22 protein-coding genes are annotated in these 26,359 nt (G+C 59.4%); 11 read left to right on the plus strand and 11 right to left on the minus strand.

Going from position 1 to position 26,359, the window contains the following annotated elements:
- Positions 1-720: 720 nt before the first annotated feature.
- From gnd to FJ398_10835, 6 genes are all read left to right on the plus strand, one after another.
- On the plus strand, positions 721-2,175 hold the full coding sequence (gene gnd / locus FJ398_10810; protein MBM3838437.1) for a decarboxylating NADP(+)-dependent phosphogluconate dehydrogenase: 1,455 nt from the start codon (positions 721-723) through the stop codon (positions 2,173-2,175).
- A gap of 9 nt (positions 2,176-2,184) precedes the next feature.
- Positions 2,185-3,075, plus strand: a complete 891-nt coding sequence (locus FJ398_10815) for an HAD family hydrolase (protein MBM3838438.1) — start codon at positions 2,185-2,187, stop codon at positions 3,073-3,075.
- Between the two features lie 38 nt (positions 3,076-3,113).
- Positions 3,114-3,380, plus strand: a complete 267-nt coding sequence (locus FJ398_10820; GenBank protein MBM3838439.1) for a cupin domain-containing protein — start codon at positions 3,114-3,116, stop codon at positions 3,378-3,380.
- A gap of 375 nt (positions 3,381-3,755) precedes the next feature.
- Entirely contained in the window at positions 3,756-4,394 is a 639-nt protein-coding gene (grpE, locus tag FJ398_10825; protein ID MBM3838440.1) for a nucleotide exchange factor GrpE, read from the plus strand.
- A 5-nt stretch (positions 4,395-4,399) separates the two neighbouring features.
- On the plus strand, positions 4,400-5,530 hold the full coding sequence (gene dnaJ, locus FJ398_10830; protein MBM3838441.1) for a molecular chaperone DnaJ: 1,131 nt from the start codon (positions 4,400-4,402) through the stop codon (positions 5,528-5,530).
- A gap of 144 nt (positions 5,531-5,674) precedes the next feature.
- The gene (locus tag FJ398_10835; protein MBM3838442.1) at positions 5,675-6,436 is read left to right on the plus strand and encodes a 16S rRNA (uracil(1498)-N(3))-methyltransferase; all 762 of its coding nucleotides are present in this window, start codon (positions 5,675-5,677) and stop codon (positions 6,434-6,436) included.
- 17 nt (positions 6,437-6,453) lie between these two features.
- On the opposite strand, the gene FJ398_10840 is transcribed toward FJ398_10835, so the two are convergent.
- The 3 genes from FJ398_10840 to FJ398_10850 form a co-directional block, all read right to left on the minus strand.
- Complete coding sequence (locus FJ398_10840) at positions 6,454-10,119, minus strand: DUF2723 domain-containing protein (protein MBM3838443.1); 3,666 nt, start codon at positions 10,117-10,119, stop codon at positions 6,454-6,456.
- Positions 10,120-10,547: 428 nt separating this feature from the next.
- Positions 10,548-10,853 carry a hypothetical protein gene (locus FJ398_10845; protein ID MBM3838444.1) on the minus strand — a complete coding sequence of 102 codons (306 nt, stop codon included), beginning with the start codon at positions 10,851-10,853 and terminating at the stop codon, positions 10,548-10,550.
- A gap of 217 nt (positions 10,854-11,070) precedes the next feature.
- Positions 11,071-11,868, minus strand: a complete 798-nt coding sequence (locus tag FJ398_10850; protein MBM3838445.1) for a sigma-70 family RNA polymerase sigma factor — start codon at positions 11,866-11,868, stop codon at positions 11,071-11,073.
- 84 nt (positions 11,869-11,952) lie between these two features.
- Between FJ398_10850 and FJ398_10855 the strand changes: the two genes are divergently transcribed.
- The 4 genes from FJ398_10855 to FJ398_10870 all read left to right on the plus strand — a co-directional run bounded on the left by FJ398_10855 (position 11,953) and on the right by FJ398_10870 (position 16,964).
- The gene (locus FJ398_10855) at positions 11,953-12,879 is read left to right on the plus strand and encodes a hypothetical protein (GenBank protein ID MBM3838446.1); all 927 of its coding nucleotides are present in this window, start codon (positions 11,953-11,955) and stop codon (positions 12,877-12,879) included.
- Positions 12,880-13,250: 371 nt separating this feature from the next.
- On the plus strand, positions 13,251-14,234 hold the full coding sequence (locus FJ398_10860) for a C4-dicarboxylate ABC transporter substrate-binding protein (GenBank protein ID MBM3838447.1): 984 nt from the start codon (positions 13,251-13,253) through the stop codon (positions 14,232-14,234).
- Positions 14,235-14,368: 134 nt separating this feature from the next.
- A complete protein-coding gene (locus FJ398_10865) occupies positions 14,369-16,354 on the plus strand; it encodes a TRAP transporter large permease subunit (protein MBM3838448.1) in 1,986 nt (661 codons plus the stop codon).
- Positions 16,355-16,373: 19 nt separating this feature from the next.
- Positions 16,374-16,964: a phosphatase PAP2 family protein gene (locus tag FJ398_10870; protein ID MBM3838449.1), complete on the plus strand. Its 591-nt coding sequence runs from the start codon at positions 16,374-16,376 to the stop codon at positions 16,962-16,964.
- A gap of 163 nt (positions 16,965-17,127) precedes the next feature.
- On the opposite strand, the gene FJ398_10875 is transcribed toward FJ398_10870, so the two are convergent.
- The 5 genes from FJ398_10875 to FJ398_10895 all read right to left on the minus strand — a co-directional run bounded on the left by FJ398_10875 (position 17,128) and on the right by FJ398_10895 (position 21,230).
- On the minus strand, positions 17,128-17,688 hold the full coding sequence (locus FJ398_10875; protein ID MBM3838450.1) for an MOSC domain-containing protein: 561 nt from the start codon (positions 17,686-17,688) through the stop codon (positions 17,128-17,130).
- A 63-nt stretch (positions 17,689-17,751) separates the two neighbouring features.
- Positions 17,752-18,318, minus strand: coding sequence for an aminodeoxychorismate/anthranilate synthase component II (locus FJ398_10880; protein MBM3838451.1), 567 nt, complete (start codon positions 18,316-18,318; stop codon positions 17,752-17,754).
- A gap of 264 nt (positions 18,319-18,582) precedes the next feature.
- Positions 18,583-19,536, minus strand: coding sequence for an acetyl-CoA carboxylase carboxyltransferase subunit beta (locus FJ398_10885; protein ID MBM3838452.1), 954 nt, complete (start codon positions 19,534-19,536; stop codon positions 18,583-18,585).
- Positions 19,537-19,565: 29 nt separating this feature from the next.
- Complete coding sequence (locus FJ398_10890; GenBank protein ID MBM3838453.1) at positions 19,566-20,333, minus strand: ComF family protein; 768 nt, start codon at positions 20,331-20,333, stop codon at positions 19,566-19,568.
- Between the two features lie 3 nt (positions 20,334-20,336).
- Positions 20,337-21,230: a CPBP family intramembrane metalloprotease gene (locus FJ398_10895; GenBank protein MBM3838454.1), complete on the minus strand. Its 894-nt coding sequence runs from the start codon at positions 21,228-21,230 to the stop codon at positions 20,337-20,339.
- A gap of 367 nt (positions 21,231-21,597) precedes the next feature.
- Between FJ398_10895 and FJ398_10900 the strand changes: the two genes are divergently transcribed.
- Positions 21,598-22,509 carry a LamG domain-containing protein gene (locus tag FJ398_10900; GenBank protein ID MBM3838455.1) on the plus strand — a complete coding sequence of 304 codons (912 nt, stop codon included), beginning with the start codon at positions 21,598-21,600 and terminating at the stop codon, positions 22,507-22,509.
- A gap of 305 nt (positions 22,510-22,814) precedes the next feature.
- On the opposite strand, the gene xylB is transcribed toward FJ398_10900, so the two are convergent.
- The 3 genes from xylB to FJ398_10915 all read right to left on the minus strand — a co-directional run bounded on the left by xylB (position 22,815) and on the right by FJ398_10915 (position 26,192).
- Positions 22,815-24,341 (minus strand): xylulokinase, encoded by a 1,527-nt coding sequence (gene xylB / locus FJ398_10905; protein ID MBM3838456.1) that lies wholly within the window; start codon positions 24,339-24,341, stop codon positions 22,815-22,817.
- A gap of 192 nt (positions 24,342-24,533) precedes the next feature.
- Positions 24,534-25,787: a histidine--tRNA ligase gene (hisS, locus tag FJ398_10910; protein ID MBM3838457.1), complete on the minus strand. Its 1,254-nt coding sequence runs from the start codon at positions 25,785-25,787 to the stop codon at positions 24,534-24,536.
- Positions 25,788-25,868: 81 nt separating this feature from the next.
- A complete protein-coding gene (locus FJ398_10915; GenBank protein MBM3838458.1) occupies positions 25,869-26,192 on the minus strand; it encodes an integration host factor subunit beta in 324 nt (107 codons plus the stop codon).
- Positions 26,193-26,359 lie beyond the last annotated feature (167 nt).

A 26,359-nucleotide genomic window follows, 5' to 3' on the forward strand; every position in this document is an offset into this window, starting at 1 on the left:
CTTGAGCGACCGATTCGATGCGTTCTGGCAAGACCGCGCCAACACGCACGCAGCCCGAAATGATGCTCTGAAATTCGCCGCCTAAAATTCCACAACCGTCTTATTCACCACAATTATGTCCTGCACCCTTCGACCACGCCGGCCTGGGTATTGGTTTGCAGATGGGCCAGGGCTTTGGGTTCGGGGAGAACCTTACGGATATGGAGCGTGAGATCTTCGAGAGTTGGTGCGGGCATAAAATTTCTACTCAAACAAGTGCAACCAAGAGCGGCTTCCGGCGTTCGTGATACTTATCCCATCCGCAGTCTGAAGGAAATGCGTAGAGTTGCGTACGCCGTGACGGAGGGCGTGTCGTTCCGGTTACTAATCAGACCGTGGGATAGAATACACATTGCCAGGAGGGATTTTGGCCATCGGCGAGGAGCGCGCGAGGCGGTGTATCCCTGCGATCCACAACGAGCGACCGAGGAAGCGGCGGGCCAAAAGACCCCCGGCCCTGCGGGTTGCGCCTCATTTGGGATCTGGCTTTGTTGCGCCTCAGTCGAAGATCCACCAGGGATATTCTCCTTCGTCGCGCCAGAGCCCAAATGCGACGCAACAAAGTGTATTCTATCCCACGGTCTGATCAGTAACGCCTCGGTAAACGTCCGGGGAAAAATACTACTGGCACAACGAACCGGCTCTAGTATCGTAGCGCGACTCGAACGAAAGCCTACTAACATGGAACCTAAAGGTGATATCGCACTGATTGGTCTGGCCGTTATGGGCCAGAACCTGATCCTCAACATGAACGACCACGGTTACACCGTCGTCGCTTACAACCGCACGGTGTCGAAGGTGGACGATTTTCTGAACAAGGAGGCCAAAGGCACCCAGGTCATCGGCGCCCATTCTCTCCAGGAAATGGCCAGCCTCCTCAAGAAACCGCGTCGCGTGATGCTCATGGTCAAGGCGGGCAGCGCCGTGGATGAATTCATCGAGCAACTGCTGCCTCACCTCGAAGCCGGCGACATTATCATCGATGGCGGCAACTCGCTTTTCGAGGATACAAATCGGCGGGTCAAATATCTTCAGGTCAAAGGACTGCTCTACATTGGCACGGGCGTTTCCGGCGGCGAGGAAGGCGCTCGCCGCGGGCCTTCGATCATGCCGGGGGGTTCTCCCGCGGCCTGGCCGCACGTCAAGCCGATCTTCCAATCGATTGCCGCCAAGGTCTCCGACGGCGCGCCTTGCTGCGATTGGGTCGGCGAAGAAGGCGCCGGTCATTACGTGAAAATGGTCCACAACGGGATCGAGTACGGGGACATGCAGCTTATTTGCGAGGCTTACAACCTCATGAAAACCGGCCTGGGCATGTCCGCCGACGAAATGCACAAGGTCTTCAAGGAATGGAATGAGGGCGAGCTTGAATCCTATTTGATCGAAATCACGCGGGATATCCTGGCTTTCAAGGACACGGACGGCCAGGCCTTGGTCGAAAAGATTCTCGATACCGCCGGCCAGAAGGGCACCGGGAAATGGACCGTGGTCAATTCGCAGGACCTCGGCATCCCCATCACCCTCATCGCGGAAGCCGTCTATTCCCGTTGCGTGTCGGCTTTGAAAGAGGAACGCGTCAAGGCGTCGAAGAAGCTGAAGGGTCCGCGTCCGGCGATCTCAGGGGATCGCGCGAAGTTCGTGGAAAGCATTCGCCAGGCGCTTTACGCCTCCAAGATCGTGAGTTATGCGCAGGGCTACATGCTGATGCGCGCCGCGGCCCAGGAATACAAGTGGAACCTCAATTACGGCGGCATCGCGTTGATGTGGCGGGGCGGCTGCATCATCCGCAGCCGGTTCCTCGGCAAGATCAAAGAAGCCTACGACAACAATCCGAAGCTGGTGAATCTGATGCTCGACAACTATTTCCGCGGCGAGATCAAGAAGTGCCAGAAAGGCTGGCGCAACGCGGTTGCGACCGCGGCCAAGAAGGGCATCTCGGTCCCGGCCTTCAGCACGGCCCTGGCCTTTTACGATCAGTATCGCGCCGAACGGCTGCCGGCGAATCTGCTCCAGGCGCAGCGCGACTACTTCGGCGCGCACACTTACGAACGGCTCGATCAGCCGCGCGGGAAGTTCTTCCACACGAATTGGACCGGGCGCGGAGGCGACGTCAGTTCGAGCACGTACAATGTGTGATCCGCGGACATGAGCGATCCAGCCCAAGTCCTGCTAGACTTCAAACCCACCCGGGAATTCTTCATCGGCATCGACTCCGATGGCTGCGTGTTTGATTCGATGGAGATCAAGCACAAGGAGTGTTTCGCGCCGATGTTCATCAAGCATTTCGACCTCCAGGCCGTGAGCAAATACGCGCGCGAAACCTGGGAGTTCGTCAACCTCTACTCCAAGACGCGCGGCGCGAATCGATTCCCGGCTTTGTCGCGAGCGCTCAATCTTCTGCGCGAGCGGCCGGAGGTGATGGCGCGGCGCGTGACCGTGCCGGACACAAAAGCCGTGGATGAATGGGTCGCGCGCGAAACGAAACTGGGCAACGCCACCCTGGCGGCCGAGGTCAAGCGCGGCAATAAAGGCCTGGAACAGGTCAAGCGGTGGTCGGACGCCGTCAACGTCCAGGTCGAAGATATAGTCAAGGGCGTGCCGCCGTTCCCACTCTTCCGGGAAAGCTTGCTCAAGACGATTGAGAAGGCCGACACCCTCGTGGTTTCGCAGACACCCGCCGAAGCCCTGGCGCGGGAGTGGGCCGAGCATGGCGTCGACAAATATCCCAAGATCATTGCCGGCCAGGAAATGGGCACCAAGAGCGAGCACATCAAGTTCGCGGCCAAAGGAAAATATCCCGATTCCAGAATCCTGATGATCGGGGACGCGCCGGGCGATTTCAAAGCTGCCCGGAGCAATGGCGCGTTGTTCTATCCCATCGTGCCTGGCAAGGAAGACCTCTCCTGGAAACGGTTTTACGAAGAAGCGCTGGACCGCTTTTGGGCCGGGACTTACGCGGGTGCTTACGAAGCAGAACTGATCAAGGAGTTCGACGCGTCCCTTCCGGAGAAGCCAGGATGGCTGACGGCGCGTTGAAGCGTGGAGCGTCGAATCGTTCAAGCGTTGCAAGCAAGGTGAGGATTGAGATTCGCAAACCAACCCCAGAGGAACTGGAAACCCTCGGGGTGTGCTCCTGGCCGGTTTGGAGTTGCGGCGTCTCCACATTCGACTGGTCCTACAGCGACCAGGAGACTTGCTACTTGCTGGAGGGAGAGGTGACGGTGGATAGCGGCAGCCAGAGCGTCTCATTTGGCAAAGGCGATCTGGTGGTATTTCCCCAAGGACTCTCCTGCGTCTGGGAGGTCAAAGCGCCGGTGCGCAAGCACTACCGGTTTGGGTGAAGGGGCGCCGGCAACCTGCCCTGCCGTTTTCCGAATCTCCCGAACTCCGACACACAGGCGATCGTCCTCGTCCTCGCACTCCTCGGTTGCCGCGATTACGAGGACGACGACGAGAAGATTTGCGCGGCTTGCGACGATTTCCAGAGATACTGATAGAATTCAATTCTGGGCTACTTTGTCAGTGCCCCCCCAAACGCCCAGGCGCCAGATTCGATCCATTTTGCGATTAAGTTTACGACTAAGGTCAATACCGGGCCAGCCAATGCCCCATTTAACCCATTTAACGATTTAACCTTGTAACGTTTGTAACGTTGCAACGCCTGTTGCCCTGCCTGCAACCTTTGTGTATGTTCCGGCGCTTGCGGAACGAACGACATGAGTAAGAAAGAGAACAAATTGGCCAATCTTGAAAATGTGGCGGCGGCGACCGAGCCGCGGCCCGAACTTACCGCTGCCGCTCCCGAAGCGGAGCCGAAGCCCGATCCTGCCATTCCGATACCGGAAGCTCCGGTCCCACCCACTCCGGCACGCCTGACTCCCGAGGCGATTGAAGAGTTAAGGGCGAAGGCCGCAAAGGCGGACGAATATTGGGATCGGTTGCTCCGGGCCGCCGCGGACTTTGAGAACTACAAGAAACGCTCCGCCCGCGAGCGCCAGGATGCGGTCAAGTATGCCAATGAGTCCTTGCTGGAGAAACTCATTCCGGTGCTGGATAATTTCGACATGGCCGCCGCCGCCGCCAACCAACCCCAATCCAGTTCCGTCGAATCGATCCGCACCGGCATCACGATGATTCACAGCCAGCTCAAGTCCCTGGTGGCGGAGGCCGGTCTGGAGGAAATCGACGCCTCGAACAAACTCTTCGATGCCAACTGGCACGAGGCCGTTTCCCAGCAGGAATCGGCCGAGGTGCCGGATGGCCACGTGCTTCAACAACTGCGAAAAGGCTATAAGTTGCGCGATCGTTTGCTTCGCCCGGCGACCGTGGTCGTCGCCAAAAAACCCGGGGCGTAACCGCTATGGCCAAACGAGACTACTACGAAGTCCTCGGCGTCGAGCGGGGCGCGAGCGAGGAGGACATCAAGAAAGCGTACCGCAAACTCGCCTTAAAGTATCATCCGGACAAAAATCCGGGCGACAAATCCGCGGAAGAGAAGTTCAAGGAACTGGGGGAGGCTTACGAGGCTTTGAGCGATCCCCAGAAGCGCGCCGCTTACGACCAATACGGACACGCCGCTTTCGATCCGCGCATGCGCGCCGGGGGACGCGGCGGCGGTTTTCACGATCCGTTCGAAATTTTCCGCGAAGTCTTTGGAGGCGGCGGCAGCATTTTCGACGACTTGTTCGGCGGCGGCCATCGCGACCCCGGCGGGCCGCAGCGCGGTTCGGATCTCCGTTACGACATGGAGATCACCTTCGAGGAAGCCGCGCTGGGTTGCGAGAGGGAGATTCCAGTCACCAAACTCGATGCTTGTGAGGTCTGCCACGGATCCGGGGCGGAGAGCGGATCGGCGACCAAGGTTTGTCCAACTTGCGGGGGCCGGGGGCAAGTCGTGATGTCGCGCGGCATCTTCAGCATTGCCCAAACCTGTTCGCGGTGCGAGGGCGCCGGGCGGGTCCTGGAGAAGCCCTGCCGTTCCTGCCACGGGGCCGGACGCAAAGAACGAACGTCCAAGATCAAAATCAAAATCCCCGCCGGGGTCGATGCCGGGGCGCGTTTGCGTTCTTCGGGCAACGGCGAGGCGGGCGGGCGGGGCGGGCCGGCGGGCGATTTATACGTCGTGCTCCACGTCCGAGCCCACGAGATTTTCCAGCGCGATGGCGACGATCTCGTTTGCGAGGTGCCGGTCCGGTTTGTCGATGCGGCCCTGGGCGGTGAGATCGAGGTTCCGACCTTGACCGGCAAGGCCCAGATTAAGATGCCTCCGGGGACCCAGAACGGAACGGTTTTCCGCCTTAAGGGAAAGGGCGTGCGGAACGTCCAGGGGTACGGCCAGGGAGATTTGCACGTCCGGGTAGTGGTTGAAGTTCCCACGCACCTCAATTCCGCGCAGAAAGCCAAGCTCCAGGAATTCGCCGAATTGTGCGACTCAACGGTCAACCCAATCAGCAAAGGATTCTTCGATAAAGCGAAGAATTTCTTCAGATAGAGGAAGGCCGATTACGAGTAAGAGTGAGAGTAAGAGTAAGATTAGGATGAGGAACCGCTCCTTTGTTTGGCTATCTTTTGCCGCCCGCTCCGAATCCTAATCCTAATCTTACTCCTAATCCCAATCCTCGCCCTGAGATAGCCCATGCACCGCTTCTATCTTCCGCCTGAACAGACACAATCCGCCATCCTGACTCTCACGGACGGCGAAGCCCACCACGCCGCCGACGTGCTCCGCCTGCGGCCCGGCGAACGCGTGGTCGTCCTGAACGGAGCCGGGTACGAGTTTCTCTGTGAAATCACCGGGCTAAGCGGCGACTGCGTGACCCTGGCGGTAAAGAACAAAGTGTTCATCCAGCCCTTGCCTTACAGATTGACGCTCGTCCAGGCCGTCCCCAAAGGGAAGACCATGGATCTGATCGTGCAGAAAGCCACGGAGTTAGGCGCGGATCGAATCGTGCCTGTTCTCTCCGAGCGAACGGTGGCGCAAGTCAGCGAGGAGAGCGCCTCCGCGAAAGTCGAGAAGTGGCGCGGCACGGCCATTGAGGCCATCAAGCAATGCGGATCGGCCTGGCTGCCGCAAATAGATTCTCCGTTATCCCCGGCGGGTTTTCTCGCTCGGGAAGAGAAATCCGATCTGGCTTTGATCGCGACGCTCCGAAACAACGCGCGCCATCCAAGGTCCTATTTCACGACCTTCCAGGCCGAGCATCAACGGCTGCCCAAATCAGTGTGCGTTTGGGTAGGGCCCGAGGGCGACTTTACGCCGGCGGAGATCAATGCGGTGGCCAGCAGCGGCGCCCTGCCAGTTACGTTGGGCCAACTGATTCTTCGCAGTGAAACCGCTGCGATCTACTGCCTGGCGGTGCTCAACTACGAGCTACAAGCACCGCCTCACGGGGGTTGATTTAGTCGGGAGTGGTCCTATTGCGGCTTGAGGAGCTTTTGGAAGTTCGCATCCGCCCTCAGGCTGGCAAATCGCGGGTCGGTTCCTGCTTCCACGCGCAAATCCCGCGCGGTTGCCTGTGTGGAGAGGCGTTGCTGGCTCAGCTGAACGGCCGTTTGTAGAGCGGTGATCGCTTCGGCGGGTTTGCCCAGCGCTGCCTGGACGCCCGCCAGGTCATACCACGCTTCGGGATGGGTAGGGACCGCGGCGACCAACTTCTGCAGAGTTACTTCCAGTTTGGCCGGGGTCTGCAACTGATTGTACACCTGCGCCGCCCGCAAGAGCGTCGCGCCATCGGCGTCCGGCCGAGCCACGATTTGATCTGTCAGATTCGTCGCGGCATTGGTTTGCTGCGTCATCAAATAGACGTAAATCAACTGGAACGCGAGTTCGGTGTTGTTGGTCGCCGCCTGGTATTGCTGCTCGAGGGCAGGTTGGAGGCCTTTGAGCTTCTGCACCACGCCATCCAACTGCGGCCTCTTGCCGAGTTGCGCGTAAGATTGCGCGATCTGCAACAGCGTCCCGGCGTCCGCCTGCGGCTGGGCGCTCATTTGGTCGAGGATCGGGACCGCGGCGTCGCCGCGCTGGAGCTGGATGTAGGCCGAGGCCAGTTGGAGACCGAGCGCGAAGTTGGTTGGATTGGCATTAAACTGCTGTTCAAGCGCCGCGAACTGGCTTTGCGCCTGGGTGAGTTGCGATTGAGATCCTCCAATGTTCCGAAGGTTGGCGGCGTAACTTTGGAACACCGGATTGCTCGGATCGAATTTCAAGCTCGTCTCTGCGATCATCAGCGCTTCCTGAGACCGCCCTTGGAGAATCAGCAAGTTGACATACTTGTAGAGCGCTTCCGGGCTGAGCGGACAAAACGCGTAGGATTGTTTGAGGGCGAACTCGGCTTCCTTCATCAGGCGTTGTTGCTCGGCGGGGGTTTTGGGCCGGTAAGTGTCCGGACACTCGTAACTGAGCCGCCAGCCGTAAATCCACCCGATCGCGCTGCGCAGTTTGGAGAAGGCTTTCTGGGCGAAGTCATCGCGGATGAACCGCCGGTCGCCTTTGAATCCCGTGAAATCGTGGCGCAGATAAACGCGCTCGGCGAAATCGCAAATCTCCTTGATGCTCGTGTCGTAAGTGATCCAGTTGCCGATCAGCCGCTCGGAATACTGGGTCCAGAACGCGTGATCTTTGTCGATCATGTCCTGCGTGATCTCCGGAACCGGGTTGCGGTTGATCTTCATGATGATCCCGTACGGCGTCAGATACGGGAACATCCAGTCGAGCGGGAAACTTTCTTCGATGTAGAATTCGTTGGTCGGATTCTTGTCGAAGATCACCTTGGCCAGGAGCGCGTTGATGGACATGACCGCGACCTGGCCGCTGACTTGCACGCGGCCATCTTTCGTGAAGGCGACGCCTTCGCCGGGCTTGAGCTGCTTGGGTTCGTTCGGGAACTGCGTGTCGTGCTGGAGCCGGCGGGCCGCGTCGTTCAGGTAATCGTGAAAGGCCTGCTGCGAATCCTCGTTCGTCGGTGTCTTGATTTCGTAAGGCGGATAAACGCCCTCGTCGCGACGCCGCTTTTCGATGCGCTCGCCCAATTGCGTGAAATGGCGGTCTAGCGGCAACAGCGCGCGCGCCAGAAGGTTGGTTCGCCCAAGCTCGCGTTCCTTGTCGGTCCGCAATAGTTCTGAGAAAAAGTAGGGATCGGATTGCGCGCTGCGATTGTAATGCGCGCGAATGTAATCGAGGTAAGTTTTGTCCGCGAGCGCGTTCTGGGTGATCAAATAAACGTCGCGGCGGTCGAATTTCGGGTCGAGCGGCTTGTATTTGGGATCGAGGAAACTCTCGCAAAAAATCATATAGGTCGGGTTGAACCGCCCCGGATCCGTCCCGCCAAACAGGATCGTATGCTTCGGCATCTCCGGGTAAATGCCAAAGGGCGGCGTAAACATGTCGTGCCCAAACCAATAGCCGAACAGGTGGCCGCGTTGTTCGTTGTCCGCCCAATTTGAAAGCATTGAACGCACGGGACTCAACGCCAGCAATCCGAGCAACAGCGGCAAGAACGCCCGTTCCCGGCACACCAGGATCACCAGCGTGAACACGACCGCGATGCCCAGGCCCAGCGTGGCCGCCGCTTGCGTGAGCGGGAATTGCGTCCGCGAAAACGTGTCGAACAAACTGTACAATTCGATGCCTGAAGCCGCGGCGGCGCTCCACAAGATAATGGAACGGTACACCCTGTACTCCGTCGCCAGCACACCCGCCAGCAGCGTGATGCCGTAGCCGATGGCAATGGCGATGACGATGTGGGAGAAGGTGAAGAAAACGCGGGCCTGGGTCCGGCTTTGCAAGTCCGTGTTCGGGTTCAGCAGAACCAACAACAGAAAGGCCAGACACACAAACACCCCGGACAAACCCACGATCCACGCCCGCTCCCGCTTTTGGAATCGCCGATAAAAGAGGAAAGGAATCAAGCCGGTCAGCAAATTGACCCGCCCGAATTCACTGACCGCGCCATCCGCAAAGACGTACCAAACCTGGTCAACGAACCGGATCACGCTGCTGGTCGGATTGGTCTGTTCGTACTGGCCGCGCGTCAAAGCGTGGACGAAGCCTTCGACCGTTCGGGGATAGCCCCAGTTCAACGGCGGATTCGTCATCGACGCGATCGGCATGTAGAAATAGAAGGAAGCGCCCAGAATCCACACCGCCAGCGACCAGAGCACAGGTTTCCACTCCGAGGCCAGACGCCCGGTCTTCATCGTCAAGTAGGCGGCAATCGCGATCGATTTCAGACCGACGAAATTGTAAATCATGAACAGCGGGAAATTGCTGTCGAACGCCGTGAGCTTGCCGCTTCCTTTCAGGATCAGGCCCAGCACATACACGAGGCCGTTGCCGAGAAACATGTCGCGGCCCAGTTCCGGCCGGACCATGAGGACCAGCAGCTCCAATCCCATCGCTGCCACGATGAGCGTCTGGTGGTTGGTGAAACATATCCCGAACCAAAAGAACGCCCAGTAGAGATAGCGCAGTTGCTGCGGCGCATAAATCCACCGGAACAAACAGCACAACACCCCCATGAACGACAGCATGCTCAGCGTGTAAACCTCGACAATCACCGCCTGGCTCCACACGTAACCGTTAAAGCCCAGGAGCGTCCCGGCCACGAACCCCGACGCCAGGCAAATTGCGCTTTCCCAGTGAGCCGCGATTCCTTTCAATTCCGCCACCCCTTCGAGCATCATGCTGCTCCCGCGCGACACCATCAAAGCCAGCAGCCCGCACGCAAAAGCGCCCGCCACCGCCGACGACAACGCAACGCGCCAGGCGATGTTCGAATGCGGGATGTGCGTGAAAAGCCACGTGTAAAGCGTCCACACCGGATAGCCAGGCGGATGAGGCACGCCGGCGTAATAGGAGCCGACCGCCAGTTCGCCCGCGTCTTCCAAGGTGAGATCCGGCGCCAGGGTGAGCCAGTAACCGGTCAGCACCAGCAGCGTGACTACGCCAAACGTGATCCAGTCAATCCGGCGAAACAAAGGCGGCAGTTTGGCCGGGACGCGGATGACGGAGGGCGCTTTCGGGGGCGGAGGGGAGGCCGGACTGGAGGGCGGTGCGGATTTCGCCGGAGTCGGTTTGTCCATGCGTGATAAAACGGCTGCTGTTCTTGGCTGCTAGCGAAGGCGGCGTTCCCGGTTTCGAACCCTCCCTTTCCCCTCGCCCTCAGGGAGAGCGCTCTCCGAAACGTTTCGCACATTGGATACCTGAACGGACTTGTTCACCACGGATTTCGCGGATTTCGCGGATGGAGAAGCGGATTTATCCGCGTGATCCGTGTAATCCGCGGTTGAATCGAGTTCGTGGGAGAGGGAACTCGGCATCCTGCACTTCGACCAGTCAAATGCGCCAGGCGCCTCGAAGCGCGGCGTTCGATTCACCCTCTCCTCAGGGGAGAGGGCCGGGGTGAGGGAGAACGCAACCTCGTCAGACCCAGACGGGCAGCCGCCGGGATCAGCGAGGAACAGCAGCTCAGGTGTCAAACGCACTTTCTGTTGATTGATCATCGATGTCGCTAACGGACCGCGTAATTCGTGTTATAGGTCGAAAAAGGGGCAACACTTGAAGGCAAACCCTGGCTGTTTGTCCATTCAAAAGTGTCCGAGCCGACCGCATTCTGGCGGGTGTGGAATCCCGCTGAGACATAAGCGGCATAGGTTCGCTGCGTGGTCAGGACCGCCAGCAAGTTGTTCGTGTCAGACACGCTCAGATGGGCCAGTTCGCGGTCCCTGGGATTGAAGATTCCGCCCAGGACCAGCAAACAGCCCGGCACCGGCGCGAGCCATTGCCAGCTTCCGATCAGATCGGCGCCCGCGCCCATGTCTAACGACCCTGGTTTCGGCGTAGCGCAGACTTGCAGTCTGCTGTATCGCCGATTTGCAATCGGCAGAGCGCCAGGAATTCTCAGCGCGCCGCGAACCGCCGACGCCACGCAGGATGCAATCCTGCGATACGGCAGATTGCAAATCTGCGCTACGCGGAACACAGCTGCCGCAGCGCCCGTTTTCTTCGGGGCCGCAATCGAAAAAAGTTTTCGTTTAAGCGCTCTTGACGGGGGACGCGGGGTCCAGGAGCGCAATTGATTCACCCAAGGATTCGAATCGTTCATAATCTCCTCCGCGTAGATGTGCGGTTAACTTCTGCAGGCCGTATCGATAACGGCCCGCGGCGGTGTTCGGCGAGATGTCCAGCAACTCGCCAATGTCTTCAAAGGTGTATTCGTGCCAGATTTTCAGGACGATGACCTCGCGTTGCTCCGCCGGGAGTTTGGCCAGGCCGCGCATGGCGGCGCGTTCAGCCGGCGTCTCGTCCTCGGAACGCTCGAACCAGCGCGTGGATTCCAGTTCCCCCGTCAAACGCCGCCAAAGGCCACGGCGGTAGTTGAGTGCCCGGTTCCGGAAACTCCGCAAACAATAGTGCTCCGGTTTTTGGGGAGGCGCGCCGCGCTTCATCAGAGCCAGGAAAGTTTCCTGCAAAACGTCCTCGGCCTCGCCGTAGCTCAAGCCGAGCGCGCGGCCATAAAGGATCAATTCGCGAGCCTTGGCATCGTAAAGCCTCTCGCACCAGGCAAAATCATTCTGACTTCTGTCGCTCACGTGTTTCGAACCATAGACACCGGCCGGCTGAACTTTGTATGAGAAATCTGACGCGCGCCAGCAGGAAACCCATAAGCTGTTCGGAGCTTTGAGTGGCTTAAGCCAGCGCCCCCACCCAACGGGAGCGACCGGGGGCGTTGAAGCGACCAAAAAGCCACGGTCCGGGAGACGGCTGACAGCGAATCCACGAGCGACAGCTTGGGCGAAGTGCCCGCACACGGCGACATCGATTAATTCAATTCATCATCGAAGTTTATCGATTAACACGTCACGCGGGCAAAGCGCTATACGAACTCCCATGACAGCTAATCCGAATTTCACTCCATGAAGACCCTTTCATTTTGCTGCTGTGCACTCGTCACCGCCCTCACCACCAGCGGCTGCGCGATCAAAAAGATGGCGATCAACAAACTCGGAGACGCGCTGGCCAGCGGCGGGACCTCCTTTTCCGCCGAAGACGATCCAGATTTGGTCAAAGACGCCGCGCCGTTCAGTCTGAAACTCATGGAGAGTTTGCTCGCCGAAAGCCCGCATCACGAGGGGCTGCTCTTTGCCACCTCCAGCGGATTTACTCAATACGCGTACGCCTTCGTTCAACAGGAGGCGGACGAAATGGAGGACCAGGATCTGGCCGCCGCCACGGCGTTGCGCGCCCGCGCCCGCCGGCTCTATTTGCGGGCGCGAGACTACGGATTGCGCGGACTCGACGCGAGCCATCCTGGTTTTACCACAGCGCTTCAACAAACGCCGCGGCAAACCGCGCGCGCGGCACACACGTCCGACGTCCCGCTGCTTTACTGGACGGCAGTTTCATGGGCCGCCGCGGTCTCGGTGCAAAAGGACAATCCAGATTTGATTGGCGATTTGCCGGTGATCGAGGCGTTGATGGATCGGGCGCTCGAACTGGACGAGCGCTTCAACGCGGGCGCGATTCATTCCTTCCTCATCTCCTACGAATTGTGCCGGTCGGGAGGAACCGGCGATCCCATCGCTCGGTCGAAACACCACTTCGACCGGGCGATGGCTCTCTGCCAGGGACAGCAGGCCGGGCCGCTGGTCGCGTTCGCCGAATCGGTCTGTGTCACCAAACAGAACCGCGCCGAATTTCAAACGTTGCTCCAGCGCGCGCTGGCTATCGATGCGAACGCGAGACCGGAATGGCGGCTGGCGAATCTGATCATGCAAAGGCGCGCTCGCTGGCTGCTTGGCCGCGCGGACGAACTCTTTCTCAACAAAAACCAAACCAACTAAGAGCGTGTCCGAAAATTGCGCGGGGTCCTGCGGCGAGGGATTTTGGCTGTGGCCAAGGCGGCGAGGTCCGAGCATCCCCAACGCGGGCTGTAAGGACCGAGCCAACGCAGGCCACGGACAAAAGACCCGCCGCCCGGAGGGTTTTCGCGCCAAAGGCCGCCTGGCTTCGTTGCTCCTCAGTCGAAGATCCAGGGAGGATATTCTCCTTCGTCGCGCCTCGCCATCCGGCCTTTGGCGCGAAAACAGGACCCCGCGGAATTTTCGGACACGCTCTAAGGAGACTTATCATGAGAGCCACAGATCAGCGGATTTCAACGTTTGCCGCACAGTGCCGATCGATCTGGATTGCGATTCGATTCCTGGCCGCCCTCATGCCCGCAAGCCAGTTGTTCGCCGCCGAATCGGCCTTGCACATCAACCTCGGCACCATTGCGCCGCGCGGGGCCTCTTATCATCAGTCTCTCCTGGCCATGGGCGAAAAATGGCGGCGCGCCACGGACGCCAAAGTGAAGCTCAAGATTTTTCCCGACGGCAATCAGGGCGGAGAAGCAGACATGGTCCGACTGATGCGGATCGGCACGCTCGACGCGGGGTTGCTCACCGCCGTGGGCCTGGGCGACATCGAGACAGGCGTCGCCGGCCTTCAGAGCATGCCCATGACGTTTCGCGATTTGCAGGAGTTCGATTACGTGAACGAGAAGCTGCGGCCCCGATTGGAGAAGCGGCTTTTGGAAAAAGGCTTCGTGGTCTTGTTCTGGGTCGATGCCGGATGGGTTCGCTATTTTTCCAAAAAGCCGATGGTCCGGCCGGACCATTTGCGGAAGATGAAACTTTTCGCCTGGGCCGGCAACGAAAAGCAGGTCGATATCATGAAGAAGGCCGGCTTCCATCCGGTGCCGCTGGAAACGGCGGAGATTGTGACCGGGTTGAACACGGGCCTCATCGACGCGTTCTGCGTTCCGCCCATCTTTTCCCTGGCGGGCCAATTGGATTTGCGCGCGCCGCACATGCTCGACTTGAATTGGGCGCCGCTGGTCGGCGCAGCCGTCGTGAGGAAAGAAACCTGGGACAGGATTCCCGCGACAGCCAAGAAATCGTTGTTGGAAGCTGCCGCGCACGCCGGGGAGGAAATCAAGGCCAAGAGCCGCCGAGAAAGCGACGAATCGGTCGGCGCCATGAAACGGCGCGGATTAACAGTCCATCCGGTGACGCCGGAGGTGGCGGCGGAATGGCGCAAGGTGGTTGAGGGAGTGAACCACAGAATCCGCGGCGACATCGTGCCGGCGGAAGTCTTCGATGAAGTGCAGATGCTGCTGAAGGAATACCGGGCGGCCAAAGCGGAGAAGTCCACGTAAGCGACCAAATCTCTGCGTATGGGCGAAGCGCTATCCATGAACCTGGCAGAGCTGAGTTGCCGCGCAGCCAGTTTTCAATCGATGCAGCGGCGCGGCTGCGCCGCCCTGCCATTGACAGTTCATGGACCGTGGGGATGGTTCTGAAACCAAGGGAGCTTCTCATGAACCGTTCCTCCGGACTGCGGCCTTTAGGCCGCTTCAGCGCCCGACTCCGGAGCGTGCGCGGAAGCAGCCTGAAGGCTGCGGTCCCTGCAGTTTTCGGTTCATGGGCTGGGTGCATGGCACGGCGGTCCTGGCCGTTGCTGCGTTCCGGCGAAAACCTTCTGATCGTGCTCGCGCTCGGCGCCATGACGCTCTTGCCGTTGATCGAGGTTCCTCTAAGAAAAATCTTCCATACGGGCATCTCCGGATCGAGCGCATTGGTCCAGCACTTCGTGCTGATAGTCGGCATGCTGGGCGGCGCGATGGCGGCGCGCGAAGGCCGGCTCCTCTCGCTGTCGTCGCTGTCAGCTTTGTTGAAGGGCAGAGCCAAAGCCGCAGCGCTCGTGAGCGCGAATGCGGTCGCGGCCGGAATCAGTGTCCTGCTCGCCCTGGCGAGTTGGCGCTTCCTGCTCACGGAAAAGGCCAGCGGCAAAATCCTCGCGTATGGGATTCCGATTTGGATTCTGCAATTGGCGCTGCCGCTCGGATTCGCCGCCGTGGCGCTGAGACTCGTCTGGCATGCGTCGGACGCGTGGCGCGGCCGGTTGCTCGGCGCATTGCTTGCGAGCGCTATCCCGGTTGTGTTTGTTTGGCCGCCGCTGGCTCTCGCAGGCCTCTTCGTCGCCGCGGTTCTGGGCGCGCCGGTGTTTGCCTTGTTGGGCGGCGCCGCACTGATCCTTTTTTGGAGCGATGGCTTGCCGCTGGCCACCGTTCCCTTGAAGCATTACTCGCTCGTGACCAATGTTTCCTTGCCGACAATTCCGCTGTTCACTTTGGCCGGATATTTTTTGGCCGAAGGCGGGGCTTCGAAACGGCTCGTGGGAGTGTTCCAGGCTTTGGCAGGGCATGTTCGGGGCGGACCGGCCGTGGCCACAGCTTTGGTCTGCGCGTTCTTCACTTCGTTCACCGGCGCGTCGGGCGTGACGATACTGGCGCTGGGCGGATTGCTCATGCCAGTGTTGCTGGCGGCGCGTTATTCCGAGCGAACCGCTCTCGGTTTGCTGACGGGCGCCGGATCGCTCGGACTTCTGTTCCCGCCTTGTTTGCCCCTGATTCTTTATTCCATCGTCGCCAGCACCGTGGTTTCCAATCTCGACGTGGCGAATGCCGACGCCGCGCAGGTCAGCATGGAGAAAATGTTTCTCGGCGGAATCGGGCCGGGAATCCTGATGGTTGCGCTGACCGCGTGGTGGGGCATCCGGCAAGGCCCCAGCACGAACGAGGAAAAGCGATCCTTCAACTGGGCCGAGGCCCGGCGCGCGCTTTGGGAAGCGAAATGGGAACTGCTGCTGCCGGTCGTGGCGCTGGGGGCCCTGTTCGGCGGGTTCGCGACGCCGGTCGAGGCCGCGGCGGTGACCGCCTTGTACGCATTCATCGTGGAGACGTTTCTTTATCGGGATCTCAAGATCATCCGCGACATCCCGCGCGTGATGGCCGAGTGCGGCCTGCTCGTGGGCGGGGTGCTCCTGATTCTGGGCGTGGCCATGGGGTTCACGCACTATTTGATCATGGCGGACGTGCCGACGCGCGCTGTGGAATGGATTCAAGGCGCAGTCCAATCCGAGTGGCTCTTCCTGCTCTTGCTCAATCTGGCGTTGCTCGGGGTCGGATGCTTGATGGATATCTTCTCGGCGATCGTCGTGGTCGTTCCGCTGATTGTGCCGATGGGCGTTGCTTTCGGCATCGATCCGGTCCACCTCGGGATTATTTTTCTCGCGAACCTGAAACTCGGATATCTGACGCCGCCGGTGGGGATGAATCTCTTTCTGGCGTCCTACCGCTTCGGGAAACCGATCCCCGAAGTGACGCGCGCGGCGCTCCCTATGCTCCTCGTACTGCTGGTGGGCGTCTTGTTGATCACGTATGTTCCCCCGCTCACAACGGCACTGCCTCATTGGTTGGCGGGAAGAGCACCATGAACGGGGATTGTCACAGCTTATGCGAACCACAGACTACATCATTCAACTGGTCATCAGCGTGTTTCTGATCGTGGGCGTTTACCAATTCTATTTCTGGTGCCAGCGCAATCACCTGACGGCGCCGCGTGAACTGCGCCTCCGGATCGACGAGGCCATCCCTTACCGTCCCCGCTGGGTCTGGATTTACAGTTGTCTGTATTACCCGGCGATTCTCGCCATCAATTGGATCATCGAATCGCCCCGGCACTTTCTTTACGTCGCGATCAGCTACACGGTGCTCCTGGGATTTCAGATGACGTTCTTCACTTTATTTCCAGTGGCCGTCCCGGTGGAGTGGCGGACGTGCAATGCGCGCCGCGGCCGGTCGGAGCGTTTCCTGGCTTTCGTGCAAAGTTTCGACGCACGCTCGAACAGCTTTCCGAGCATGCACACGTCCGTGGCGACATTGACGGCGCTGCATCTGTTGCCGGAACTGGGCCCGTTGGTCTTTCTCTTCCCGTTTCTGATCGCGTTGAGCTGCCTGTTTACCAAGCAGCACTATGTGGTGGATATCCCTGCGGGGGCGGCATTGGGTTGGTTCACCTTCCAGGTCTTTAAGGTTCTCTATTGAAGTCCGCGCTGGCAAAAGAGCGGAGTTCAGTAATCAGTATTCAGTTGCCAGTTGCCAGTTGCCAGTTGCCATGCCAGTTGCCAGTTGCCAGTTGTCAGTCGTCAGTCAGGATCGCAACTGGCAACTGACAACTGACAACTGATCACTGATCACCGATTACTGATTAGGCCGTAACGCATCCTTCCGGAGCAAGCTTCTTGGCGACATCCCCGACGCGAATCATGCCGGGCTGAATGACCTTCGCATTGATGCCGCGCAGTTGAAGGTGCTTGCCAGTCCGTGAATTGACGAAATTCAAGGCTTCCTGCCCAAAGTGCCCCATGAATTTCTTGCAGCCCGTGTGGGGCGGTGGAGTGACCTCGATCACTGCCGAACCGACGGCCAATCGCGTCCCAGAGGGCACATTGTCTTTGCTCAAATCCAGATCGATGAACAGTTGGTCCCCCGCGAGCGGCCAACGATCTTGAGTCTGCGCCAGCAGCGCGATCACGCGAGAATTCGTAACGGTGAGCTGCGTGTCCGGATTCGGCGTCCGGGAGTGGCTGCGGGTTTTCCAATTGTCGCCGACGAGACCGTCGGTCAATTCCAGGCGTCCTGCTTGCAGGACCTCCCGTTGGCCGTTCTGCGGCCGGCGCACAATCAACTGCAAAACGCCGGCGTCCTTGGGCGCGCCTCGAATCGCGTCGAGTCCGGCTTCGAGCTCGGTCAGGGTCAAAGGGTTCATGCGGGATCGGTTCAGGACGAGTGAATCTCGAAGGACTAAAGGGACATAGAGGTCGGAATCGATCTAAGACAGGCTCAGGAAGTTCTTCAGGATGGTCCGGCCGTGCTCGGTCAGAATGCTTTCCGGATGAAACTGCACGCCCCAAATCGGATGCTCTTTGTGCCGGACGCCCATGACCTCCCCTTCGTCGGACTCGGCCGTAATCTCGAGGCAATCCGGAATGGTGTCGCGCTTGATCACCAAGGAATGGTAGCGCGTGGCCACAAACGGATTGGGCATGGAGCGGAACAGGTCTTGTCCGTTGTGTTTTATGGGTGAAGTTTTGCCGTGCATCATCCGGTAATTGATGACGACGTCCGCCCCGAAGACGTGCCCGATGCACTGATGACCCAGACAAACGCCGAAGAGGGGAATGCGTGGCCCGAAGGTGCGGATGATGTCGTTCGACAAACCGGATTCGCGCGGCGAGCAAGGGCCTGGGGACACCAGAATCCGCTCTGGCTCAAGCTCGCGGATTTTCTCCAGGCTGATCTGGTCGTTGCGGTGGACCTGAAGGTCCACCTTCATCTCGCCGAGATACTGCACGAGGTTGTAAGTGAAAGAGTCGTAGTTATCGATGACCAAAACCATATACAGGGCGCCAAGGGACAACAAAGTCGTCCCAGCGTTAAATAGGTTAAATCGTTAAATTGGTGAATGGGCAAGAAACTTGATGCAGCAGTTCTTGCCATGAACCTGACGGTAGGGCGAGCCTGTCCCCAGCGAGCCGAATCACACGTGTTCCAAACCCGTCGAGCGGCTCGCCGGGACGGACTCGCCCTACCGGGTTCATGGCTAATGCTGCTGACTGATACTTTCAATCGCACCTGTCAGGGACCCTTACCAGTTGCAAGCTCAACCTAACGAAGCCATCTGACGCTGACCTTCGGTGAGGTAGTCCAGGTAATAGGAAAGGCGTTCCTTCATCTCCTTGCGATGCACGATCGCATCGATCAACCCGTGTTCCAGAAGGAATTCCGCGGTTTGAAATCCGGGCGGCAATTCCGATTGCGTCGTGTCCTTGATCACGCGTGGCCCGGCAAAACCGATCATCGCGCCAGGTTCGGCGATAATCAGGTCGCCGACGCTGGCGAAACTGGCCATGACGCCCGCGGTGGTTGGGTGGGTCAGCACGCTGATGTAAGGGAGCTTTTGTTTGGCGTGGTAAGCCAGGGCGCCGCACGTTTTCGCCATTTGCATCAAGCTGAACATGCCTTCATACATGCGCGCTCCGCCGCTCGTGGAAATAATGATGACCGGAAGGCTCTTGGAGGTCCCCGTTTCAATCATCCGTGTGAGCTTTTCTCCCACGACGGACCCCATGGAACCGCCCAGGAAATTGAAGTCCATGACACCCAGCGCCACTTTGTGCGCGTTGATTTTTCCGACGCCGGTGATCACGGCATCTTTCAGGCCGGTGGACTTTTGGTAATCCTGCAGTTTGGTGGCGTAGGAAGCGACGCCGGTGAATTCAAGGACATCAAGGCTGGTCATCTCGGCGTCCATCTCCTGGAAAGAACAGGTTTCAACCAAGGAATGGATGCGTTCGCGTGCGCCGATCGGAAAATGATGGTGGCAACGCTGGCAAACCTTCAGGTTCTCGTCCAACTCCTTGTCATAAAGCATGACCGAGCACTTGGGGCACTTGGTCCACAACCCCTCCGGGATATCGCGCTTTCGGGACTTGGTTTGACCAATCTTTGGCTTCTTCGGAAAGCTGGCCGGCGGACCCGGCGGCGGCGGCGGCGGGGCAGGAGATTCCGGAGTTTCCAGCCCGAGACGCTTCTTGGTGAACGTGGTGGTAGCCATGGTGATGGTGGGTGCCAAGTTTAGTCGGTTTAGACGCCACGGGCAACGGTCCAGACGCACACCTCGGCGGCGCCATGTTTGCGCAGAACCTCGGCACAGGCGCTGGTCGTTGCCCCGGTCGTCAGGACGTCGTCCACGACCACGACGCGCTCGCCGTGCAGACGGCATCGCCGGGTCGGCGCGAAGGCGCGGCGCACGTTGGCGGCGCGTTCGGGACGGGTTAAAAGGGTTTGCGTCCGGGTGAGTTGAACCCGCCGGAGCAAGGATTGAACCGGGATTCGGGTGGCGGCGCTCAGTCGCCGGGCCAGCCGTTCGGCCTGATTGAATTCGCGTTCGCGTTGTTTCAAGGGATGAAGAGGGACAGGCACAATGAGGTGCCAATCCGTGCGCGGCAGCCGCGGGGCAGCCTGAGCAATGAGCAAATCGGCCAAGAAGGGTTCGAACCACAGAGCCCGGTGGTATTTGTAGCGGTGGATAACGTCCAGTGCCACGCCGTTGGCGGACACGACGGCTCGCGCCGACGAGAAATGCAGTTCCATTTCACGGCAGTTGCCACACTCGAAGCGTGTGGTGATTTCGCCTTCAAACGGCAACCCACAACGTTCGCAGAACGGCGCCTGGATCGGCCGCACGCCTTGCCGGCATCCGGCACAGACGTAACCTTCCCCGGCTGTCGCCTGTTGGGAACGACAAATCTGACACACATTAGGATAGAAAAAGCCCAGGCCGGCATCAAGCCAGCTTTTCACCAGGCCTGCGAAGCGAACGGTTGTCACAATTCGTGCTCTCCCCTCCATCCGTCAGTCCGGTTTAGGCACCGGTCTGATTCTCAGCAGCAAGCATAGCATGACCGACAAGACTACGAGAGCCAGAAAACCGTCGATCAATTTGCCCGTGCCCCAGAACCAGAGATGGCCGGAGGTTCCCTCCTTCGAGAAGAAACCATAGGACTTCAGCCAGAAGACCCACCCGGCATGGAGTCCGATGGAAAAGTAGAGCGCGCCGGTCCATTGATAAGCCAGAGCCAGGAGCGCTCCCGCCACCGCGAGATTTAGAAAGCCAGGAAATACCATCCCGACGTCCCCGAAACCCCGCAACATCGACCCCAGCACCACGAATCCGGAGGTCCACTCCACCACTCCTGCGAATTGCGTGCGCTGGAGAAAATGCACCCCGGCGTAAATCAAGCTGCTCAGGCCGAGCGCCAGCGGCCAGTGCATCGATTTCCTCAACCCGCCGAAAAACAGGCCGCGAAAAAAGATTTCCTCGATCAGCGACACAGCGATGGCCGCTGAGGCCGCGTTCGCCAGATGCCGCAGGATTTCCATCGCCGTGCGTTCGGCCACCCAACCGCGCGCCCCATAAACCAGCGCCGCGGCCGCGACACAAGCCAGGGATCCCAACCCGAACAGGAATCCCACGGTCATGTCTCGGCAGGCAGTGGCACTTTTGCTCAATCCGATCTCTCGCCACGAACCGACCCCCAATCCCCGCGCCAGGGGCCAAAGCGCGAGGGCGCCCAAAACCATGAGCGTTCGATTCATGACTCTGGGAAAAGGTGTTTCAGCCAGGCCGCTCAACGCCGGAACGGCCTTCGCCAACGCCTGAAGCAGCTTATAAAGCCACGGCGCGGCCAGAGCGCTTCCCAGAAAAATGATCAGAAGGTAGAGAGCGACCATTCTCACCTGACGCATGGCTGAAAGTAGAACCCACCCCGCGTCTCGCCAAGCAAAGACTGGGAGGGGAGACGGCGGGACAACGCAACGGGATAACGGAGTCACGGAGTAATGGAGTAATGGAGTAATGGGGGGATACTGTCTCGATCAAAAACCCTTCGCCTGGCTGGTGAGGATGGAATAGAGTGCGGCGTGCCGCACAAACCGGCAATGCGCGCCCCGGGCTGTTGACAAAGTAGCGCAGATTTTCAATCTGCCGTATCGCCGAATTGCATTCGGCAGGGCGGCGGGAAATCCAAGCGCGCCAAACCTGCCGAGACCTGCGGATTGCAAATCCGCGATACAACAGAATTCAATTCTGCGCTACTTTGTCAACGGCCACGCAATGCACACGACGCTCATGTCCTCAATTGTTGACCTCTCCAAATCGACGGCCACGCCGTGGCTGTTGCTCTTCATCATGCTCGCCAACTCAAACCTTGCCCAGGACACCAAACTCGATGAAACCGCCCTGCGCCGGGCCGTCACTTTCTACGCGTCATTCGACGATTCGCCCAAAGGGGATTTTGGCGGCGGCAGCCTGAATCTGCGGACCCGCTTCAACCACGAGACCGAGCCAGGGAAGTTCGTCTTCACGGATGGATTTGACGCCAGCGTTTTTCGGGTCGCACGCGGCAAAGGCATTTCCGGCGGAGCCCTGGAATGCCTTGATGTGTTACCGCGCAATGGCCGCATCTTCTTCCCCGCCCAGGGCAATATCGCCTACCGCAAAGGCGGATGGGCGGGCTCGGTTTCGTTCTGGATCAACACCGATCCGAACACGATGCTCAAGACCACCTTTTGTGATCCCATTCAAATCACCCAGAAAGGCGCGGGCAACGGCGGCATCTGGGTCGATTTCAACAACGCCAAACCGCGCGACCTTCGCCATGGCGCCTTTCCCGCCGTGCTGGAAGGCATGAAATCGATTCCGGAAACCGATCCCAACGCGCCGATCCATTGGGTGAAGAGCATCGGGTTCAAGGCCGGCGATTGGCATCACGTCGCGCTGGCGTGGAAGAATTTCGACACAGGGCAAAAAGACGGGCACTCGGCCCTTTACATCGATGGCAAACGCATCGGAGAAATTCGGGGCCACGATCTGCGCATGGACTGGGATTTGGAGAAGACCGGGATTTACGTCGCGGTCAGTTTTATCGGGCTGCTGGACGAGTTGGCTGTCTTCAACCGCGAATTGACCGCGGCCGAAGTCGCCCACCTTCACCAGCGTCCGGGAGCGCTGGCTGGTTTGAAATGACCGAGTCTCCACCACCAACTGACTTGAGGTGCACGTTGCAGGAAACTGGCCCGATGTCGCCTCCGCCAGCAACACGACGACTCCCATCCTTTTCACACATTCCACAATCACACTTCGCCCGGATGCGACCATTTCCTTTCAGTTTGAAGCTCCAGTCGCAGGGGCCAGGACTTTTCGGGTTCAATCGGTGGCGCAATTGGGGTTCGACGGCGCGTGGCAAATCGATTCGCAGGGCTCGAACCCATAGTGCCCCTGCGCATCAACGCTGGGGCGAGGCTGCGAAGGAGACCATGTCCTGAACGCGACTATCGCAGGACGAATTTCCGGTGTTTGACGAAAGCCCCGCGCAGCGCGCGCGACGTTTCATCCTGCAAGGCTTGCAGTTCCTGATAACGGCGCACGTTGTCCTGGCGTGGATGCGCGGTTTCGGCGCGGTTCAACTGCACGAATTGATCCGTGATGTCCGCGATCGAGGCTTTCTCACCCTGCTCGCGGCGCCAGCACCAGAGCGCTTGCAACGCCGCGCCATAGGCCGCGCCTTCGCCGACTTTCAGCGTCACGACTTCCGCGTTGAAAATGTCGGCCATGATCTGACGCCAGACTTTGGAATTGGCGCCGCCGCCGGTGGCTCGGATTTGCTTCGGTTTCACGCCCAGTTCAGCCAAGCGGCGCATGCCGTAGTTCATCCCCAGGGTCACCCCTTCCATCGCAGCGCGGGCGTAGTGGGACGCGGTGAAGGTCTTCGTTGTGACGCCAAAGAAGACGCCCGTGCCATCCGGCACGTTCGGCGTGCGTTCGCCTTCGAGGTACGGCAGCAAGAGCAATCCGTCCGCGCCCGGCGGCGCTTTGGCGACGGCGGCCTCGAACTGCGCGTGGCTCATCTGAAAATCGCGCCGCACCATTTCCGTCGCGACGGTGACATTCATCGTGCAAAGGAGCGGAAGCCAGCGATTGGTCGAATCGCAGAACGCGGCAATCTCGCCCTGCGGATCGATCACCGGCTTTTCCGAGCAGGCGTAAATCGTGCCGCTCGTGCCGAAGCTCGCCGTGATCACGCCTTGCCGCGTGTTGCCGGTGCCGATGGCGCCCATCATGTTGTCGCCGCCGCCCGCGCTGACCAAAACGTCGGTGTTCAATCTCAGCGTTTTCGCAGTGGACGGCTGCAAACGTCCCGCAGGCCGATCGCTAGAGATCAACGGTGGCAATTTGCCCGCCAAACCGGAATCGATGGCGCGGAGGACTTTGTCCGACCAGCGGCGAGTTTTGACGTCGAGCAGCGCGGTGCCGCTGGCGTCGCCGTATTCCATGACCTTCTCGCCGGTCAGCCAGAAATTCAGGTAATCGTGCGGCAACAGCACGGTGGCCAGGCGGATGAAGTTTTTCGGTTCGTGCTTTTTCAACCAGAGAATCTTCGGCGCGGTGAAGCCGGGGAGCACGGCGTTGCCCATCGTCCGGATGGTGGCTTTGAGCCCACCGAGCCGAGCCATGATTTCGTCGCACTCGGCCGCGGTCGAAGTATCGCACCAGAGTTTGGCCGGGCGAATGACGGCACCGGTTTTGTCGAGCGGGACGAACCCATGCTGCTGGCCGCTGACGCCGATGGCTTTGACCTCGGAGCCGCCGGCCTTCGCGGCTTTCAAAGCTTGTTTGATGGCTTTGGCGGCGGCGTCGCGCCACGTGTGCGGATGCTGTTCTTTCGCGCCTGGCGGAAGGTTCGGGATCAAATCGTAAGCCTGGGACGCGCTGGAAAGGACTTTCCCGTTCTTCGCGTCCACGACCAGGACCTTGGTGGATTGTGTGCCGCTGTCGATGCCGATGAGGAGTGTACGCATAGGAGTTGAACGGGCGAAAGGATGGCGAATGGTTTTTCGGCTGTCGAACTTTTCCTGAAGAGTAGGGCAGGCTTCCAGCCTGCCGTCCGCAGTATTCTTTTTCGACGGATACTTCTTCGTAAAACTTCTGTCGAAATATCGGGGACCCTCGACCCCAGTTTACGATCTGCAGGGGCAGGCTGGAAGCTTGCCCTACGTTAGCAGGAACTTGCTGACCTCGGTCAAACTGGCCGTCTTTTCTTCGCGTGTTTTCAAGTTCTTAATCTTCGCGGTTACGGTGCCGTCGGGAGACCGCTCCAGTTTCACCATGAAGACGGCGTTCAATTCGAGGGCGCGTTTGAATTGCTTGTCGGATTTCGCGGGCGTGAACGAATACTCCACGCCGGCGCCGCCTTCGCGCAACTGTTGCACGAGGCGCAATGACTCAGCCCGTAGCGTTTCATCTTCCACCAGGCAGAAGACATCGATCCGCGCGCCGGATTGCGGCAAAAGCTTCCGGTCTTTCAACAACTCCAGCAGCACCACGTCGCCCATGCCGAAACCCAGGCCGGGCAAATCCACTTTGCCGCCGGAGATGAGCTTGACGAGGTGATCGTAGCGTCCGCCGCCGGCAATGGCGCGCAACTCGCCCTTTTTGTCGAACGCCTCAAAGACCACGCCGGTGTAGTAAGCCAGGCCGCGAATCACGTTGTAGTCGATCTTGACGAAATCGCCGAGGCCGCGCGCGGCAAGATTTTTCAGGATCGTGCCGAGTTCGGGCGTCGGCTCAGCCGCGGCGATGAAGGCCTGGACCTGATCGAGAGAGAAACCCAGGGCGCGAAGCTTCGTGTCGTTTTGCCCCGGTTCGGTGCGCTCCAATTTGTCAATGACCTGATAGAAATCGTCCTCGTATTCCGCATGGCTCCCGTGGCGCGCGAAGAATTCGCGCCAGGCGGTGCGGCTGCTCAGACGCACAACGAAATCATCGGACGTCAATTTGAGCGCGCGAAGCGAATCGATGAGCAGCGCCAGCAATTCGGCGTCCGCGGCGGGGTCTGTTTCGCCGAAAATGTCCGCGTTGAACTGGAAATGTTCGCGGAGCCGGCCCTTTTGCTGGCGTTCGTAACGAAAGAGCTGCGGGATGGCGAACCACTTGATGGGCTTTTTGTAGTTCCGCTCGTGCGCCGCGATCATGCGCGCAAGCGTGGGCGTCATTTCCGGACGCAACGCGACGGCGCGGTCGCCTTTGTCGGTGAAGTTGTAGAGCTGGCCGACGATCTCGGGGCCGCTCTTGGTCGTGTAAAGTTCGAGCGATTCGAGCGGCGGGCCGTCGTATTCACGAAAGCCGTAGCGGCGGGCGACGCTGCGCCAGGCGTCGAAAATGTAATGGCGCGCGTCCGCGCTCCACTGATCTTGGTGCGGCAGCGGTTCGGGATAAAAATCGCGAAAACCCGGCAAACGTTCCATGCTGGGATTTAGCCACAAACTCAAGCGGGAAGCCCAGGAAGAAAACCTGAACTCCCTGAGGTGTGAAAACCGAATCGGACGCTATGGCTTGGGCTGAGCCGGAGAAGGCGCGCCTTCGTTCGGGGTAAGTTTAAGCACGGCTTCGCGCATTTCTTTTCCCGGCTTGAATTTGACGACGGCCCGGGGAGGAATGCGCACGTCGGCGGCGGGGGCATTGGGGTTGCGTCCGACGCGGGCCTTGCGGATCTTGACTTCAAAGACACCGAAATTGCGCAACTCCACCTTGGTGCCTTTCGCCACGGCCTCAGCGATGTAGTCGAGAGTTTTCTGAACGACCTCCAGAACTCGCTGCTGAACCAGACTCGTTTCCTCACTGATTCGAACCACCAAGTCACGCTTTGTCATAGGTTTGTTGGGTTGAGTTTGCGTTGTACGCAGTCGGATCTTCGCTACACGGGCTTTTATAACTCCCGTGGCTCCAATGGTCAAGTGAGTAAATCGGGGCCCTTAAGTTTGTGGGGCAGCAAAAGCCGGCAGAAAGAACTGTAATGCGTAAAACGTGAAACGTAACA

This window comes from Verrucomicrobiota bacterium, from assembly GCA_016871535.1.
Classification (GTDB): Bacteria; Verrucomicrobiota; Verrucomicrobiia; order Limisphaerales; family SIBE01; genus VHCZ01.